The following is a 16,173-nucleotide window of genomic DNA, read 5'->3' as shown; positions in this document are numbered from 1 at the left end:
TATTGTCAGAGATTGATTTTAAGAAATTAAAAATAACAATAGTTGGTCTAGGAGTAATTGGTGGATCATTTGCAAAAGCTATTAAAGGATTAGAAGTTGACAAGGTTTGGGCTGTTGATATAGACAGTTATACATTAGAAAAGGCAAAGGAATTAGAAATAATAGATGAAGGATATAAAGATTCAACAATTCCTGTAAGTGAGTCTGATTTGATAATATTATGTGTATACCCAAAACAAATAACAGATTTTATAACGAAATATAAGAAGTTTTTCAAAAAAGGCGCTATTATCACAGATGTGACTGGTATAAAAAATGGATACATTGATATGATTAATCCTATTTTACCTGAGCATGTAGATTTTGTTTTTGGTCATCCTATGGCTGGAAGAGAAAAAAAGGGAATTGATTATGCTTCAAAAGAAGTATTTATGGGAGCAAATTATTTAATTACTCCAAACAAAAGAAATAAGGAAGCGAATGTTAAATTTATTGAGGCTTTTGTAAAGGCTTTAGGCTTCAAAAGAGTTTCAAGAGTTGATGTTGATAAACATGATGAAATAATTGCATATACAAGTCAATTACCACATGCTATTGCTGTTTCATTGATTGATAGTGATGAATGGATACCAGAAACAGATTTATTTATAGGTGATAGTTACAGAGAATTAACAAGAATCGCGAGAATTAATGAGAAATTATGGTGTGAATTATTTATGGGAAATAGAAATAATTTGATTAATCAAATTGATTTATTTCAAAACAAACTAGATAAGTTAAAAAAATGTTTAGAAGATAAGAATGAAGATGGGCTTATTGAATTATTCATTGAATCATCTAAAAGAAGAGAAAAAATAACTTAAAATAAAGCTTAAAACAAAAAAGAGGGGGACTTAAAATGATAGTTGTTTTAAAAAATGGAGTTAAAAAAGAGGAAGTTGATAATTTTCAAAGATATTTAGAAGGATTAGGTGTTGAGGTTCATCCAATAATCGGAGAAATGCAAAGTATATTTGGATTAGTAGGGGATACAACTGTTATTGACCATGATACTATACAAGCTCACAGAATTGTAGAAAGAGTAATGTATGTTCAAGAACCTTATAAGAAAGCTAATAAAGTTTTTCATCCTGAAAGAACTATTGTTAATGTAAAGGATAGCTTAATTGGAGGAAAAAGTTTGTCAATCATGGCAGGACCATGTTCAGTTGAAAGTTATGACCAAGTACTTACTATAGCAAAATCAATTAAAAAATCAGGTGCTACAGTTTTACGTGGGGGAGCTTTTAAGCCAAGAACTTCACCATACAGTTTTCAAGGTATGAGAGAAGAAGGTCTTGAGATACTAAAAGCGGCAAGAGAAGAAACAGGTCTTCCAATAATATCTGAATTAATGTCAATAGGTATGTTAGATAGATTTGTTGAAGATGTAGATATTATACAAATAGGCGCTAGAAATATGTCAAACTTTGATTTGTTAAAAGAGGTTGGAAAAACAAATAAGCCTGTATTATTAAAAAGGGGGATGTCCTCTAAAGTTGAAGAACTATTAATGAGTGCAGAATATATTATGTCTGGTGGAAATGAGAATGTAATATTATGTGAAAGAGGTATAAGAACTTTTGAAACATATACAAGAAATACTCTTGATTTAAGTGTTATACCTGCAATAAAGAAATTAAGTCACTTACCTGTTATTGTTGATCCAAGTCATGCTGCAGGAATGTGGTGGATGGTTGAGCCACTTGCAAAAGCAGCTATATCAGCTGGTGCTGATGGACTAATGATTGAAGTTCATAATGATCCAGCCAATGCAAAATGTGATGGACAACAATCAATAAAACCTGAAAGATTTGATGATTTAATGGCAAAATTGAAGAAGATTGCAAAAATAGAAGATAGAGAAATTTAATATAGATATACTACTGCGTAGATTTATCTATATTAGTGCACAGTCCACAGTAAAGGAAAGAGATCGATGAAGAATAACATCTACTAATTTCTTTTAATTTTTTCAAAAAATGCTTGAAGATTGCATATTTTTGAAAGAAAAGTAGAACTAATCCTTAAGCCGACTCTTAGGATGATTCTCTTGCAGAAAATCTTTAACTAAGCCTTTATCTGCTTTGCAGATTAGGATAAGGTACTTTTGCTACGCAAAAGGTGTCCATAACTGTGCGCTGTGCACTGTGAACTGACAATGATAGATAAGTTCACGTAGTGATTTATCTATAAATGGGGGCGTAGCAATGAAAAGTTTAACTGTTAACTTACCAGGAAATGAGTATTCCATAATAATTGAAAAAGGAATAATCAATAATATTGGTTTTGAGATGAAAAAAATATTTAATGGAAATAAGATTGCTATTATAACGGATAGTAATGTTGATAAATATTATGGAGAAATAGTTGTTAATTCTCTAGAAAATGAAGGTTTTAACGTAAAAAAAATAACTTTAGAACCAGGTGAAAAGACGAAATCTATAGAGAACTTAGTAGGGTTGTACGATGAATTATTAGATTTTTCAATAACAAGAGGGGATTTAATAATAACTTTAGGCGGTGGAGTAATTGGAGACCTTGGTGGATTTGTTGCATCTACACTGCTTAGAGGAATTCCTTTTGTTCAAGTTCCAACATCGCTATTAGCTCAAATTGATAGTAGTATTGGAGGTAAAGTAGCTGTTGATTTACCAAGAGGAAAAAATTTGGTGGGAAGTTTTTATCATCCTAAAAAAGTTATAATTGATCCTAATGTTTTAGAAACCTTGGAAGATAGATATTTGTATGATGGTATGGGTGAAGTGATAAAGTATGGGTGCATAAAAGATAAAAATCTCTTTGATTTGTTAAGTGGTATTGAATCAAAAGAGCAATTGTTATCTGAAATGGAACCTATCATTTATACATGCTGTGATATAAAAAGAAGAGTTGTTGAGAATGATGAAAAAGATACTGGAGAAAGAATGGTATTGAATTTCGGTCATACTATAGGTCATGCAATTGAGAAATATTATAAATTTGATAAATACTCTCATGGGGAAGCCGTGGCAATAGGAATGTACTTGATGACTAGAATTGGGGAAGAGCAAGGTCTTACAGCAAAAGGAACTTCTCAAGAAATAAAAACAATATTAAAAGGATATAATCTTCCATATGAAGTTAATATTGAGAATATGGATGAAATAATCGAAGCTATAGGTGTAGACAAAAAGAACTCTGGGCAATACTTGAATTTGATCATGATAAAAGAAATAGGGAATGTATTTATTGAAAAAGTTAATAAAAATGATGTAAAAAATATTATTGTTATATGAAAGGATAGTAGATATGAATAGGGTAAAGATCATTCCAAATAAACTAAAAGGGACTATTAATATACCACCATCAAAGAGCTTGGCACATAGAGCAGTTATTGCAGCTGCACTATGTAGTGGAGAAAGTGAAGTTAGTAATCTGATATATTCTAAAGATATAACTGCAACACTGAAAGGTATGGAAAACTTAGGTGCAAAGACTAAGATAAATTCTAGTAGTGCAATCATAAAAGGGGAAGGCGGAGTTATCTCCAAACGTAAAGTATTTGATTGTGAAGAATCTGGTTCAACTATTAGGTTTCTTATACCTTTATCTTTAGCAGTTGAAAATGATGTGAAATTCATTGGTAAGGGCAAACTAGTGTCACGCCCTCAAGATGTTTATTATAAAATATTTGATGAAAAAGAAGTAGCTTATAGTACTACAGAAGGAGAGTTACCTTTAAGAATAAAAGGGAAACTTTCGCCAGGTAGATATAATGTAAAAGGTAATATTAGTTCACAATTTATAACGGGTTTACTTTTCACATTGCCATTATTAGATGGAGATTCAGTAATAAACATAACAACTGATTTAGAATCAATAGGATATGTTGATTTGACTCTTGATATTTTACAAAAGTTTGGTGTAGAAATTATTAATAATGATTACAAAAGTTTTGAGATAAAAGGTAACCAAAAATACAAGTCTGTTGATTATAGAGTTGAGGGCGACTTCTCACAAGCTGCATTTTGGCTTACAGCAGGTATTATTGGGACTGAAATCCAATGTAGTGATATAAATCTTCAATCTCTTCAAGGAGATAAAGCTATTATAGATATTATTAGAGAGATGAACGGCCATATAGAAGAAGTAAATGGTTCTTTAGTAGTTAAACCGTCTAAAACTAAAGGAACAGTTATTGATGTATCACAATGTCCAGATTTAGTACCTATTTTAGCGGTTCTAGCATCTTTAAGTGAAGGTAAAACTGAAATTATAAATGCAGAAAGATTAAGAATTAAAGAAAGCGATAGATTAAAGGCTATAACAACTGAACTTAAAAAACTTGGAGCGGATATAAATGAAGTTGGAGAAGGTCTAGTTATAAATGGAAAGGAAAGTTTACAAGGGGGGCAAGTGGAGAGCTGGAATGATCACAGAATTGCTATGGCCCTTGCAATAGCATCCATTAGATGTAAAGATGAAGTTATTATAGACGGTAGCAAAGCCGTTGAAAAATCATACCCGAATTTTTGGCAAGATTTTGAGAAGTTAGGAGGGAATATAGTTGAGTGGAGTTTGGGGAAATAAAGTAAAGTATTCAATATTTGGCGAATCTCATGGAGAGTCAATTGGGATAGTTATTGATGGATTAGATCCTGGTATTGAACTAGATATAGAAAGCATTAAAAAAGAAATGGAAAGAAGAGCACCAGGAAAAAACAAACTATCAACTCCTAGAAATGAAAAAGATAAATTTGAAATTCAAAGCGGTTTATTTCAAAATAAGACAACTGGAACACCTTTATGTGCAATTATAAGAAATAGCAATCAACATTCTAAAGATTATAGCAAGACAAAAGATTTATTAAGACCTGGACACGCAGATTATTCAGGAAGAATAAAGTATAATAATTTCAATGATTATAGAGGTGGAGGACATTTTTCAGGGAGATTAACAGCACCTATCGTCTTTGCAGGAGCAATTGCAAAGCAAATCTTAAAAAAGAAAAATATACATATCGGCAGTCATATATTAAGTATTAAAAACATAAAAGATGTTTCTTTTGATAAAACCAATATTAGTGAATCTAAATTGAAAGAGCTTGTACGTATGCAATTTCCTTTATTAGATAACTCGAAAAATGATATTATGCAGAATACAATACTTGATGCTAAAGATAACAAAGACTCTGTAGGTGGAATTATCGAATGTGCATCTATAAATATACCTGTTGGATTAGGAAGCCCATTTTTTCAATCTGTAGAAAGTACTTTGTCTCAATTATTGTTCTCTATACCAGCAGTAAAAGGCGTAGAATTTGGATTAGGATTTGACATAACAGAACTATATGGTTCAGAAGCTAATGATGAGTATTATTTAGAGTCCGATGAGATAAAAACATACTCTAATAATAATGGCGGTATATTGGGGGGAATAACCAATGGTATGCCTTTGGTGTTTAAAGTAGCAATAAAACCTACACCATCCATTGCTAAGAAGCAGAGAACCGTTAATATTGATGCAAAAGAGAATTCGGAGTTAGAGGTAGTTGGAAGACACGATCCATGTATTGTTCAAAGAGCAGTACCTGTTGTTGAAGCTGTTACTGCCATGGGGATTTTAGAGTACATTTAGGGGGCGAGTAGAATGAGTGATTTAATAGAATATCGTAATGAAATAGATGAAATAGATAAAGAAATTGTTAAATTATTTGAAAAGAGAATGGAAGTTGTTATTAATGTAGCTAAGTATAAGTTAAATAATGAAATCCCCATACTAAATAGTGGTAGAGAGAATATAGTCATTGAAAAAAATAAAGAATACTTGAATAACAATGATTTGAATGATTCTTTGGAAGAATTCTTTAAGAATCTTATGATGGTAAGTAGAAACTATCAGTCAAAAAAAATATCTTCTTGGAAAAGTAAAGATGTAATAAATTATGGTATGAAAGAAGAAACTATCAATGAAGTTATAAATGGTAAAATTAATATAGTTTATCAAGGAGTGCCAGGTTCATTTAGTTCCATTGCATTAAATGAATTTTTTCGACAAGAATTAGATGCAGATAATATCAATAAAATAAACGTTGAAAATTTTTCAGATGTATTCAAAGCGTTAGAAGATGATAAAATACAATATGGAATTTTACCAATAGAAAATTCATCTACAGGGGCAGTCACTGCTACTTATGATTTGTTGAGAAATAACGATTACTATATAGTTGGTGAACGAAAAATAAAAGTTAATCATTATCTTATGGGGTTAAAAGGCTCGAAACTAGATGATATAAAAGAAGTGTATTCTCATCCTCAAGCATTAGAACAAAGTAAAACTTTTCTAAATAAATACTCTGATTGGAAAATGATTCCGTATAGAAATACTGCAACAAGTGCTAAATTTATAAAAGAAAATAATGATATAACTAAAGCAGCTATAGCGAGCATTGAAACAAAAGAAATTTATGATCTTGATATACTTGCATCCAATATAAATTATAATAAAAATAATTACACAAGATTTGTTATTATCGGAAAAAAATTAGTCCAAAATAAAAACAACAATAAAATAAGTGTAGTTTTATCAGTTCAACATGAGAGCGGGGCACTCTTTAATGCGTTGAAAGTGTTTTGGAAAAATAAATTAAATATGGTTAAAATCGAATCAAGACCAATGATTAATAAACCATGGGAGTATTTTTTCTATATAGACTTTGAAGGAAATATTCAAGATGATTTAGTTAAAAAGTCAATGGAAGAATTGAAAAAAGAAAGCCATTATTTTAAAGTACTAGGAAATTACAAAGCAGACTTATAGGAGACAGTTGACGGTTGACAGTCTACAGTTGACAGTAAAGGAGAGCTTTCACTTTGTGAAAGCTTTTAATTAAAGCAAAAGAAATCACTCCTTATCATCAATAACTGAGAACTGAACACTGTCAACTAAAAAAGGGGTGGTTTTTTGAAAATATTATGTGGGTTATTAGGGGAAAAACTTGGACATAGTTATTCGCCTCAAATTCATTCATCCTTATTTGAAAAAATAAATTTGGATGCTTATTATCACTTATTTGAAGTTAATAGAAATGATTTATCACAAGTAGTAAATTCAATGAAAGTGCTAAATATTTGTGGATTAAATGTAACGATTCCATACAAAGTGGATATTATGAATTTTATAGATGAAATATCATCGGAAGCGGCTAAAATCGGTGCAGTTAATACTATTGCATTAAAAAATGGCAAAACTATTGGATATAATACAGATTATTTTGGATTTGGAGCAATGTTGCAAAAATATGGAGTGGAAACGAAGAATAAGAAAGTTATTCTTCTTGGAACTGGTGGGGCAGCCAAGGCGGCATATCAATATTTTATCGATAATGATATTAAAGAAATAAAAATAGTGTCAAGAAATAACAATATTCAATTAAATGAATATGAAGACGCAGAGATAATCTCATACTCTTGTTTAGAGAGTATTAAAGATTTTGATATTATAGTGAATTGTACTCCTGTAGGAATGTATCCGAAAGTTGATAAAAGTCCTGTTGATAAAGAGATATTATTGAATTATAAAATAGCAGTTGATATGATTTATAATCCAGAGCAAACACTATTTCTTAAATATGCAAATGAACTTGGATTAAAAACAGTTAATGGTTTATACATGTTAATAAGTCAAGCAATAAAGGCTGAAGAGCTCTGGAATGAAATTGAAGTAAATTACAAAATTACCAATAATATTTCTGAGGAAATAAAGAAAAAATTAAAAATAATGGATAATTTATATGAAAAAGATAAAAAAAGTGGAGAAATTTTATGAAAAACAAAAAAAAATCAAATAAAGTATTGATTGGAATGCCTGGATGTGGTAAAAGTACTATAGGGAAACTTTTATCAGAAAAACTCGAAATTGAATTTTATGATGTTGATGCTTATATAGAAAAGCAACAAGAACAAAAAATAGTTGATATTTTTAAGAATGGAGAGAGCTTTTTTAGGAAAATTGAAAAAGAAGCTATAAAAGTTGTTAGTCAAAAAACACCTTCTGTTATTTCTACAGGAGGAGGGGTTATAAAAGATAAAGAAAATATTGATGTTCTTAAAGAAACAGGAATAATTATATTTATTAATAGGCCTTTAGAACTAATTTTTAAAGATATTACGACTGATGACCGACCATTGCTTAAAGATAATATTAAAGCATTAGAGAGTTTGTACAATGAAAGGTACCAATTGTATAAAAAATATTGTGATTTTGAGATAATAAATAATTCTACAATAGAAAATATATTAGAACAAATAATTCATTTAACTAAGAATTTTGATTCTGGGAGATGATGATATGAAAGTATTAGTTATAAACGGACCAAATCTTAATCTTTTAGGTATAAGAGAAAAAAATATTTATGGTAATAAAACATATGATGATTTATGCAAATATATTAAAGAGAAAAGTAAATGTTTGGATATGGAAATTGAAACAGTACAAAGCAATTATGAAGGTGAAATTATTGAATTTATACATAATGCTTTAGATAAATTTGATGGAATAATAATCAATCCAGGAGCCTACACTCACTATAGTTATGCAATATATGATGCTCTAAAAGGTGTGCAACTGCCAACTGTTGAAGTGCATATAAGCAATATTCATAAAAGAGAAGAGTATAGAAGAAATTCAGTAACAGCTGCTGCTTGCATAGGGCAAATAAGTGGTTTTGGGTTTCTGGGGTATAAACTTGCATTAGAAACATTAAAGGACTTATAGAATAAACATATACTTATTCAAGGTGCTTTAAATGTTACTATAAATAATAAAGATATAAATTAAGGGGGCAATTATTATGACAATGAAGTATGTAGAAAAAGTTTACCAAGAACTAGTAGACAGAAATCCAAACGAGAAGGAATTTCAACAAGCTGCAAAGGAAGTTTTGTTTTCTTTAGCACCAGTTTTTGAAAAGCATCCTGAATTCATAGAAGCTGGTATTTTGGAGAGAATCATTGAGCCAGATAGAATGACTATGTTTAGAGTTCCTTGGGTAGATGATGAAGGAGTAGTTAGAGTAAATAGAGGATATAGAGTACAATTTAATAACTCTTTAGGACCTTACAAGGGTGGACTAAGATTTCATCCAAGTGTTAACTTGAGTATAATTAAGTTTTTAGGATTTGAGCAAATATTCAAGGATTCTTTAACTGGACTTCCTATTGGGGGCGCAAAAGGTGGTTCTGATTTTGATCCTAAAGGTAAATCTGATAGCGAAGTAATGAGATTCTGCCAAAGCTTTATGACTGAGTTATGTCATCATATTGGTCATGATACAGATGTACCAGCAGGAGATATTGGTGTTGGTGGTAGAGAAATTGGATACTTATATGGACAATATAAGAAAGTAAGAAAGATGTCAACACCTGGAGTTTTAACTGGTAAAGGATTGACTTATGGTGGAAGTTTAACTAGAACAGAAGCTACTGGTTATGGATTAGTATACTTTGTTGATGAGATGCTAAAAGATAAAGGTTTAAGTTTTGAAGGTAAAAGAGTTGTTGTTTCAGGTTCAGGAAACGTTGCAATATATTCAATTCAAAAGATCAATGAACTTGGTGGAAAAGTTGTAGCTTGTAGTGATTCTTCAGGTTATGTATATGATGAAGATGGAATTGATTATACAATAGTACAACAAATAAAAGAAGTAAGAAGAGGAAGAATTAAAGAGTATGTAGATGCTAAACCAAATGCTACTTATAAAGCTGACGCTAGTGTTTGGGAAGTTGCATGTGATGTAGCATTACCATGTGCTACTCAAAATGAAATAAACAAAGAGCAAGCAGAATTCTTAGTTAAGAATGGATGTATTGCAGTTGGAGAAGGAGCTAACATGCCTTCAACTTTAGAAGCTATTGATGTTTATTTAGAAAATAAAGTTTTATTTGCACCTGCTAAAGCTGCAAACGCTGGTGGTGTTGCAGTATCAGCCCTTGAAATGTCTCAAAACAGTATGAGATACTCTTGGACATTTGAAGAAGTAGATGCAAAATTAAAAGAAATAATGCAAAATATTTTCCTTAATAGTAAGAATGCAGCAAAAGAATATGGAGCTGAAGATAATCTTGTAGTTGGAGCTAATATTGCAGGATTTATGAAAGTTGCAGGAGCAATGTTTGCTCATGGAATAGTATAATAGGAATAAATAGTATTTAAAGTCAATTTATACAAGTTCTAAATCTCAAGAATTAATGAGATTTAGGCTTGTATAATTTTTTTGAAAAAGTAGTTTTTTAAGTATAAATAAGAACATATAATTGTGAATATATTCCTATTTATAGAATATAATAAGTATGTAGCATGGAATAATTTGATTGACATTGATTGAAAGCTATGTTACTATCAGTATGTTATTAAAAATTTTTTTAATAATTATAATATTTATTTTTAGGAGGATTTTTTAAATGAAAAAAGGAACAGTAAAATGGTTTAACGCAGAAAAAGGCTATGGTTTTATTTCAGTTGAAGGTGAAGGAGACGTATTCGCTCACTACACAGCTATCACTGGTGATGGATTCAAATCTTTAGAAGAAGGTCAAGAAGTTGAATTTGAAATCACTGAAGGTGCTAGAGGCCCACAAGCAGCAAACATCGTTAAACTTTAATTGATTCCTTTTGATTATTCATTTGCAGATGTTCCGAAAAATGGAGGAATTTGCTTTCTCTAAAGCAAGTTTATTAATGAGAAATTACTTTAAAGTATGAGTTCAGATAAATAATGAAGTTTTGAGAAAAGTAATCTGTAATTAATAATTAATAAGCAAATCAATTAAGAAACCAATCAGTAGAATTTATTCTACTGATTTTTTGTTTTTTGTAAACTTTTCTTTTTATTTTTCGTATATAATTATATATAAAGATGAAATCACGTAAAGAAATTAGCTGTAGTGCCTAATAAGGCATAATTAAAAAGTTGAGGTGATTTGTATGAAAATGGTTAGTAAAAAGAAATTTATAACAATTTTTATTATTTTAGCACTAATGATATCATTTACTTTTGTAGGCTGTGGTAGTAAATCAGACGGATATTACGAAGAAAATAGCACGGCTGAAAACAAAATGGATATGGCAGAAGAGGGATTTGGAGGAGAATTTAATCAGTCAGTAAAAAGTAAAGAAGCCGCAGATAAGTCTAGCAATCCTGAAAGTGTAGAAAACACTCTTGATACTGGAAGAAAAATAATTAAAAATTATTATGTGAGTCTAGAAACTAAAAATTTTGAAGATACTAACAATAAAATAGTAATGAAAGTTGAATCAATAGGAGGTTATGTAGAAAGCTCACATGTTAGTGGAAGAAGAATATTAGAAGGTTATGATTATGAAAAAAGAAATGCATCATATATTTTAAGAATTCCTAAAGAAAAAAGTGATTCTTTTATTAATGACCTTGGTGATATTGGAAATGTATTAAATGAAAGACAAGATTCTCAAGAAATAACAGCAGAATATTTTGATTCAGAAGCTCATTTAAAGGCTCTCAAAATTCAAGAAGAAAGGTTACTTGAATTATTACAGAAAAGTGGAGAACTTAGTGATATACTTCAAATTGAAAAAGAGCTTTCTAATGTGAGATATCAAATTGAAAGTCTTACAGGAACATTAAGAAAATGGGATAACCTAATAGATTATTGTACTATTTCAATAGACGTTGATGAAGTGACTGAACTATCTGAAGAAAGTCCAACTGATTTTATTAATCAAATAAAGCAGGGATTTATTAATTCTTTAAACACTTTGTATAAATTAATAAGGCATATGATTATTGTATTAGTGGTTATGATACCATATATAATTGTAGTTTTATTGGTAGCTTTCATTATCTTAAAGGTTAGAAAAAAAGTTAAAACTATAAAAGAAAATAAAAATAATAATAAACATAAAGATTAAGAATAACTGTTTAGATGCGGCTTTGCCGCTTTTTTTATTGTATAATTAATCATATAATCTATTGATTTTTAGAATATTGAACTTTATAATATACTTTGAAATATTTAGTATTGGTAAACAATTAATAGAAAATAATATTTTAAAAGGAGTAATGATGAATTTAGGTAAAAAAATAAAAGCCATTAGAGTAGAAAAAGGATTGACTCAAGAGGAAGTAGCCGATAGGTGTGAATTATCAAAAGGTTTTATTTCTCAGGTAGAAAGGGATTTGACTTCACCTTCAATTGCTACTTTGTCAGATATGTTAGAAAGTTTGGGTACAAACTTAAAAGAATTTTTTAGTGAACCAGAAGAAGAAAAAATAATTTTTTCAAGAGAAGATATTTTTGAAGTTCAAAATGATGATTTATTATATAAATTAGAATGGGTCATACCAAATGCTCAAAAAAATATGATGGAGCCTATTCTGCTAACTTTAGATATTGGAGGAAGATATGATATTCATGAACCTCATGAAGGAGAAGAATTTGGTTATGTTTTATCTGGAATGATTTATATTAATTTGGGGAATAAGAAATATAGAGCTAGAAAAGGTGAATGCTTCTATTATAAGGCTAAGAATAATCATTATATCGAAAATGCAAGTAAGTTAAAATCTAAAGTACTATGGGTAAGTACACCACCAAGTTTTTAATATAAGCAAAATTCGACTTTAACATTTTATATTTTAGATATATAATTATTAAGGGGATTATTTGAAAAGAGGGGATAGAGATGTTACTGTTATATATTTTTGATTATTTAGGGACTATTGCATTTGCTGTTTCAGGTGCATTACTGGGAATAAAAAAAGAATTAGATATATTTGGAGTAATATTTTTAGCTATAACTACAGCTGTTGGTGGAGGTATATTTCGTGATGTAATGATTGGAACAATACCACCCACTGCTCTTACTAAGCCAATATATTGTATACTTGGTATTGTATTTGCGATTTTAACATTTATTTTCAATGATAAAATAATTAAATTACAAAACATAATACTAATTATGGATGCTATTGGATTAGGTGTTTTTACTGCAATAGGTTCAAATTCTGCATTTACAAATGGATATGATGAAATATTTGTTGTTGTAGTAATGGGTCTTCTGACAGGTGTTGGTGGAGGTATTTTGAGGGATGTTTTTGTAAATGATATACCTTTAGTTTTTAGAAAAGAAATTTATGCAGTTGCGTCAATTATAGGGGCTATATCTTTTTATTTTGCAAATATCATTTTCACAAATAACATTGCTATGTATATTTGTTTTTTGATAACGTTTTTAATAAGAATTCTAGCCATAATGCATAAGTTGAATTTGCCTATAGTAAGAGCCGGAAATATAAAATACAATAAAGAATTATAGGATGATGTTATGAAAGAAAATTATATGATAAACAATTACAAGAATATTGCACAACAGTTTAAAAAGGAAAAGAACTTTATAAAAGCTATTCAATTTTATAAGAAAGCACAAAAATTAAATAAAGATTCACAAGATGTGGAAATTCTTCTAGAGCTAGCTTTAATTTATGATGAACTCCAGCAATACGAGCTTGCAATGACAACTTATGACGAAATTATAAGAATTGATAACCAAGACGAGAGGGCGTACTATGGAAAAGCAATAATTTTTGATAACTTAAATGAATTTGATAATGCTATTTTGTATTATAATAAAGCTATTGGAATAAATCCTTTTTATCAAAAGGCATATTTTTTTGCAGCAGGCGCTTATGATGCTTTAGGACATAAAGAAGAAGCTATAGAGTATTATAATAAAGCAATTGAACTAAATTCAGATGATTTTTGGGCCTATTTAAATTTGGGATCTATCTATGAAGAACAGAAACAATATGAGAAATCTAATGAAATAACAGAAAAAGCTTTAATGATTAATCCTAATAATCATATGGTATTATTCAATATGGGGGTTATTTCTAATAAATTAAATAGAAAAAATAAAGCAGTAGAGTATTATGAAAAGGCAATTAATCAAAGAAAAGACTATCCATTTAGTTATTTAAATTTAGCAATTATTTATAAGGAAAAAGAAGATTTTACTAGAGCAATAGCAATTATAAGTGAAGGTATAAAAAATAATAGTGATACTTCATATTTATATTATAACAGAGCTTGTTTTTATGCAATTAATAATGAATTAGAAAAAGCATTAGATGATTTAGAAAAGTCATTAGAGATGAACTCAGATTTTATTGAGTATATAAAAAGGGATATGGAATTAAACAATCTAAGAGATATTGAAAGATTTGAGAACTTTATATTAGATTTTGAGTAAATGTAATAGAAGACTGTGAAAAGTGGTGAAATCAGAAGATTGATTTTACCACTTTTTTATAATATACTAAGTTTATGGAATAACCATGGTATAATTAATATAAATAATGTGGAAAAATATAAAATATGAGGTAGAAAATGTGGATAATAATCTTTCAATGATGTACTTATTAGAAAAAATAAATAATAAAAAAGCTTTATCATATATTAGAGCTCATTGGGGCAAAAAAATTGAGAAAAAAAGAAAGTTAGATAGAGTAAAAAAATTTTTTGAATCAGCAGATAAAACAGATATAAATATAGATGATTTTACATGGATTGATTTGACTATGGATGAAGTGTACAAGAAATTGGATAGAAATATGAGTACAGCAGGTGAATTTAAGCTTTATTCAATATTGAGGAATCCTGTTTCAGATAAGGAAATATTAGAAAAAAGAAATATTACTATAAATGAATTTCAAAATAATAAATATCTTAGGGAAAAAATACAAATTATTTTATATAAACTTGGAAAAACAAAACATAATATCAATTCAATATTGTTTGATAAACTACAGAAAAATAATCTATATCAATCATTAAGCGTTATATTAGCAACTTGTCTTGTATTAAATATAATTATTGCAATTATTACGAGATCATCAAGTTTTATTATGTTAATATTTTTAAATTTTTTATTGAATATGTTTTTTCATCATAAAATGGAAAACTTAATAAGTGAAAGAGCTTCTGCGGCCAGTTATGCAGGAATGGTAGTAAATACAGCATTGAAAATCACTAAATTTGAGAATGAATCTATTAAAAGCTATACTGAGGAATTGGTTGACTTATGTAGAAAATGTAAGAAAATCGGTAAAAGTTCAGCTTTTATTGGAAGATTAAAAGGATTAGATGTTATTGCTGATTATATTTTTATAGCTTTTTTAATTGAAGAGATAAATTATTTTAAGATACTTTCTGAAATTGAGAAGAATAAAAGTGAACTTTTAAAAACTTTTAATTTAGTTGGAGAAATAGATGCTCTTATTTCTATAGCTTCTTACAGAAAAGAAATTGGCGAGTATTCAGAACCTATATTTGTTAGTAAAAAGAAATATATTTGTGGAGAGGAACTAAAACATCCGTTGATTGATGATGCTATTCCTAATCCTATACTATTAAAAGAGCAAGGTATGTTAATAACAGGCTCAAATATGTCAGGGAAATCAACTTATCTTAGAACAGTGGCTTTAAATGCGCTATTTGCACAAACCATTTATACGTGTTTAGCTAAGAAATATGAAGCATGTTTTTTCAATATCGTTACTTCAATAGACCCTGAAGATAATATTATTAAAGGTAAAAGTTATTATCTAGGTGAGGCAGAATCGATACTAAGAGTAGTGAAATCAGCACAAGGTGAGATAACATTACTATCAATGATTGATGAAATATTTAGGGGAACAAATCCTATCGAGAGAATAAGCGCAGCTGAAGAAATATTAGATTATTTAAATAATTCTAATGCAATTATTTTAGCAGCTACTCATGATATTGAACTTACTGAAATGCTCCATAATTATAAGAACTATTATTTTAGAGAACATGTATCAGAAAATGAATTGACATTTGATTATATGTTGAAAGAGGGAGTAAGCCCTACAAGAAATGCTATTAGAATACTTAAATATCTTGGATATCCAAAGGATATTACAGACAGGATTGATAAAAGAATAGACTTGATTTCTAAATAGACCTGTAAGAGTAAAGGTCTATTTCTTTATAAAAATTTAATATTTATTCTATAAAAATTTTATATAGAAATTGTACAATTATATTAGGGTATGTTTTAAACTAATGTTGATATGGAAAATATATCTCGTA

At 28.9% G+C, this 16,173-nt stretch carries 16 protein-coding genes; all 16 read left to right on the top strand.

The window, feature by feature from the left end; translation table 11 throughout:
- Positions 1–2: 2 nt before the first annotated feature.
- The 16 genes from ACQ3F0_RS17255 (at position 3) to ACQ3F0_RS17180 (ending at position 16,043) form a co-directional block, all read left to right on the top strand.
- Positions 3–863 (top strand): prephenate dehydrogenase, encoded by an 861-nt coding sequence (locus ACQ3F0_RS17255; RefSeq protein WP_428866599.1) that lies wholly within the window; start codon positions 3–5, stop codon positions 861–863.
- Between the two features lie 35 nt (positions 864–898).
- Positions 899–1,912, top strand: coding sequence for a 3-deoxy-7-phosphoheptulonate synthase (gene aroF / locus ACQ3F0_RS17250; protein ID WP_428866598.1), 1,014 nt, complete (start codon positions 899–901; stop codon positions 1,910–1,912).
- A 337-nt stretch (positions 1,913–2,249) separates the two neighbouring features.
- The gene (gene aroB / locus ACQ3F0_RS17245) at positions 2,250–3,317 is read left to right on the top strand and encodes a 3-dehydroquinate synthase (protein WP_428866597.1); all 1,068 of its coding nucleotides are present in this window, start codon (positions 2,250–2,252) and stop codon (positions 3,315–3,317) included.
- A 13-nt stretch (positions 3,318–3,330) separates the two neighbouring features.
- Positions 3,331–4,611 carry a 3-phosphoshikimate 1-carboxyvinyltransferase gene (gene aroA, locus ACQ3F0_RS17240; RefSeq protein WP_428866596.1) on the top strand — a complete coding sequence of 427 codons (1,281 nt, stop codon included), beginning with the start codon at positions 3,331–3,333 and terminating at the stop codon, positions 4,609–4,611.
- Positions 4,589–5,659 (top strand): chorismate synthase, encoded by a 1,071-nt coding sequence (aroC, locus tag ACQ3F0_RS17235; RefSeq protein ID WP_428866595.1) that lies wholly within the window; start codon positions 4,589–4,591, stop codon positions 5,657–5,659. Before aroA ends, aroC begins: the two co-directional genes overlap by 23 nt.
- Before the next feature lie 12 nt (positions 5,660–5,671).
- Positions 5,672–6,841 (top strand): prephenate dehydratase, encoded by a 1,170-nt coding sequence (gene pheA, locus ACQ3F0_RS17230; protein WP_428866594.1) that lies wholly within the window; start codon positions 5,672–5,674, stop codon positions 6,839–6,841.
- A 144-nt stretch (positions 6,842–6,985) separates the two neighbouring features.
- A complete protein-coding gene (gene aroE / locus ACQ3F0_RS17225) occupies positions 6,986–7,849 on the top strand; it encodes a shikimate dehydrogenase (protein WP_428866593.1) in 864 nt (287 codons plus the stop codon).
- On the top strand, positions 7,846–8,367 hold the full coding sequence (locus ACQ3F0_RS17220) for a shikimate kinase (protein ID WP_428866592.1): 522 nt from the start codon (positions 7,846–7,848) through the stop codon (positions 8,365–8,367). Before aroE ends, ACQ3F0_RS17220 begins: the two co-directional genes overlap by 4 nt.
- Before the next feature lie 4 nt (positions 8,368–8,371).
- Positions 8,372–8,797, top strand: a complete 426-nt coding sequence (gene aroQ / locus ACQ3F0_RS17215; protein WP_428866591.1) for a type II 3-dehydroquinate dehydratase — start codon at positions 8,372–8,374, stop codon at positions 8,795–8,797.
- 82 nt (positions 8,798–8,879) lie between these two features.
- Positions 8,880–10,214, top strand: a complete 1,335-nt coding sequence (gene gdhA, locus ACQ3F0_RS17210) for an NADP-specific glutamate dehydrogenase (protein WP_428866635.1) — start codon at positions 8,880–8,882, stop codon at positions 10,212–10,214.
- Between the two features lie 268 nt (positions 10,215–10,482).
- The gene (locus tag ACQ3F0_RS17205; RefSeq protein WP_428866590.1) at positions 10,483–10,683 is read left to right on the top strand and encodes a cold-shock protein; all 201 of its coding nucleotides are present in this window, start codon (positions 10,483–10,485) and stop codon (positions 10,681–10,683) included.
- 322 nt (positions 10,684–11,005) lie between these two features.
- Positions 11,006–11,968, top strand: a complete 963-nt coding sequence (locus ACQ3F0_RS17200; RefSeq protein ID WP_428866589.1) for a DUF4349 domain-containing protein — start codon at positions 11,006–11,008, stop codon at positions 11,966–11,968.
- 154 nt (positions 11,969–12,122) lie between these two features.
- Positions 12,123–12,662: a helix-turn-helix domain-containing protein gene (locus ACQ3F0_RS17195; protein WP_428866588.1), complete on the top strand. Its 540-nt coding sequence runs from the start codon at positions 12,123–12,125 to the stop codon at positions 12,660–12,662.
- An 80-nt stretch (positions 12,663–12,742) separates the two neighbouring features.
- Positions 12,743–13,375: a trimeric intracellular cation channel family protein gene (locus ACQ3F0_RS17190; protein ID WP_428866587.1), complete on the top strand. Its 633-nt coding sequence runs from the start codon at positions 12,743–12,745 to the stop codon at positions 13,373–13,375.
- A 9-nt stretch (positions 13,376–13,384) separates the two neighbouring features.
- Positions 13,385–14,308, top strand: coding sequence for a tetratricopeptide repeat protein (locus ACQ3F0_RS17185; RefSeq protein ID WP_428866586.1), 924 nt, complete (start codon positions 13,385–13,387; stop codon positions 14,306–14,308).
- A 139-nt stretch (positions 14,309–14,447) separates the two neighbouring features.
- Entirely contained in the window at positions 14,448–16,043 is a 1,596-nt protein-coding gene (locus tag ACQ3F0_RS17180) for a MutS-related protein (protein ID WP_428866585.1), read from the top strand.
- Positions 16,044–16,173 lie beyond the last annotated feature (130 nt).

It is taken from the genome of Clostridium sediminicola (assembly GCF_050402865.1).
GTDB classification, from domain to species: domain Bacteria; phylum Bacillota; class Clostridia; order Clostridiales; family Clostridiaceae; genus Clostridium_AF; species Clostridium_AF sediminicola.
This window is presented reverse-complemented; position numbering and strand designations above follow the sequence as displayed.

Coding starts and splice junctions, on each gene's coding strand:
- aroF (WP_428866598.1), top strand. CDS start 899: ATGATAGTTGTTTTAAAAAATGGAGTTAAAAAAGAGGAAGTTGATAAT.
- aroB (WP_428866597.1), top strand. CDS start 2,250: ATGAAAAGTTTAACTGTTAACTTACCAGGAAATGAGTATTCCATAATA.
- aroA (WP_428866596.1), top strand. CDS start 3,331: ATGAATAGGGTAAAGATCATTCCAAATAAACTAAAAGGGACTATTAAT.
- pheA (WP_428866594.1), top strand. CDS start 5,672: ATGAGTGATTTAATAGAATATCGTAATGAAATAGATGAAATAGATAAA.
- ACQ3F0_RS17220 (WP_428866592.1), top strand. CDS start 7,846: ATGAAAAACAAAAAAAAATCAAATAAAGTATTGATTGGAATGCCTGGA.
- aroQ (WP_428866591.1), top strand. CDS start 8,372: ATGAAAGTATTAGTTATAAACGGACCAAATCTTAATCTTTTAGGTATA.
- gdhA (WP_428866635.1), top strand. CDS start 8,880: ATGAAGTATGTAGAAAAAGTTTACCAAGAACTAGTAGACAGAAATCCA.
- ACQ3F0_RS17205 (WP_428866590.1), top strand. CDS start 10,483: ATGAAAAAAGGAACAGTAAAATGGTTTAACGCAGAAAAAGGCTATGGT.
- ACQ3F0_RS17200 (WP_428866589.1), top strand. CDS start 11,006: ATGAAAATGGTTAGTAAAAAGAAATTTATAACAATTTTTATTATTTTA.
- ACQ3F0_RS17195 (WP_428866588.1), top strand. CDS start 12,123: ATGAATTTAGGTAAAAAAATAAAAGCCATTAGAGTAGAAAAAGGATTG.
- ACQ3F0_RS17190 (WP_428866587.1), top strand. CDS start 12,743: ATGTTACTGTTATATATTTTTGATTATTTAGGGACTATTGCATTTGCT.
- ACQ3F0_RS17185 (WP_428866586.1), top strand. CDS start 13,385: ATGAAAGAAAATTATATGATAAACAATTACAAGAATATTGCACAACAG.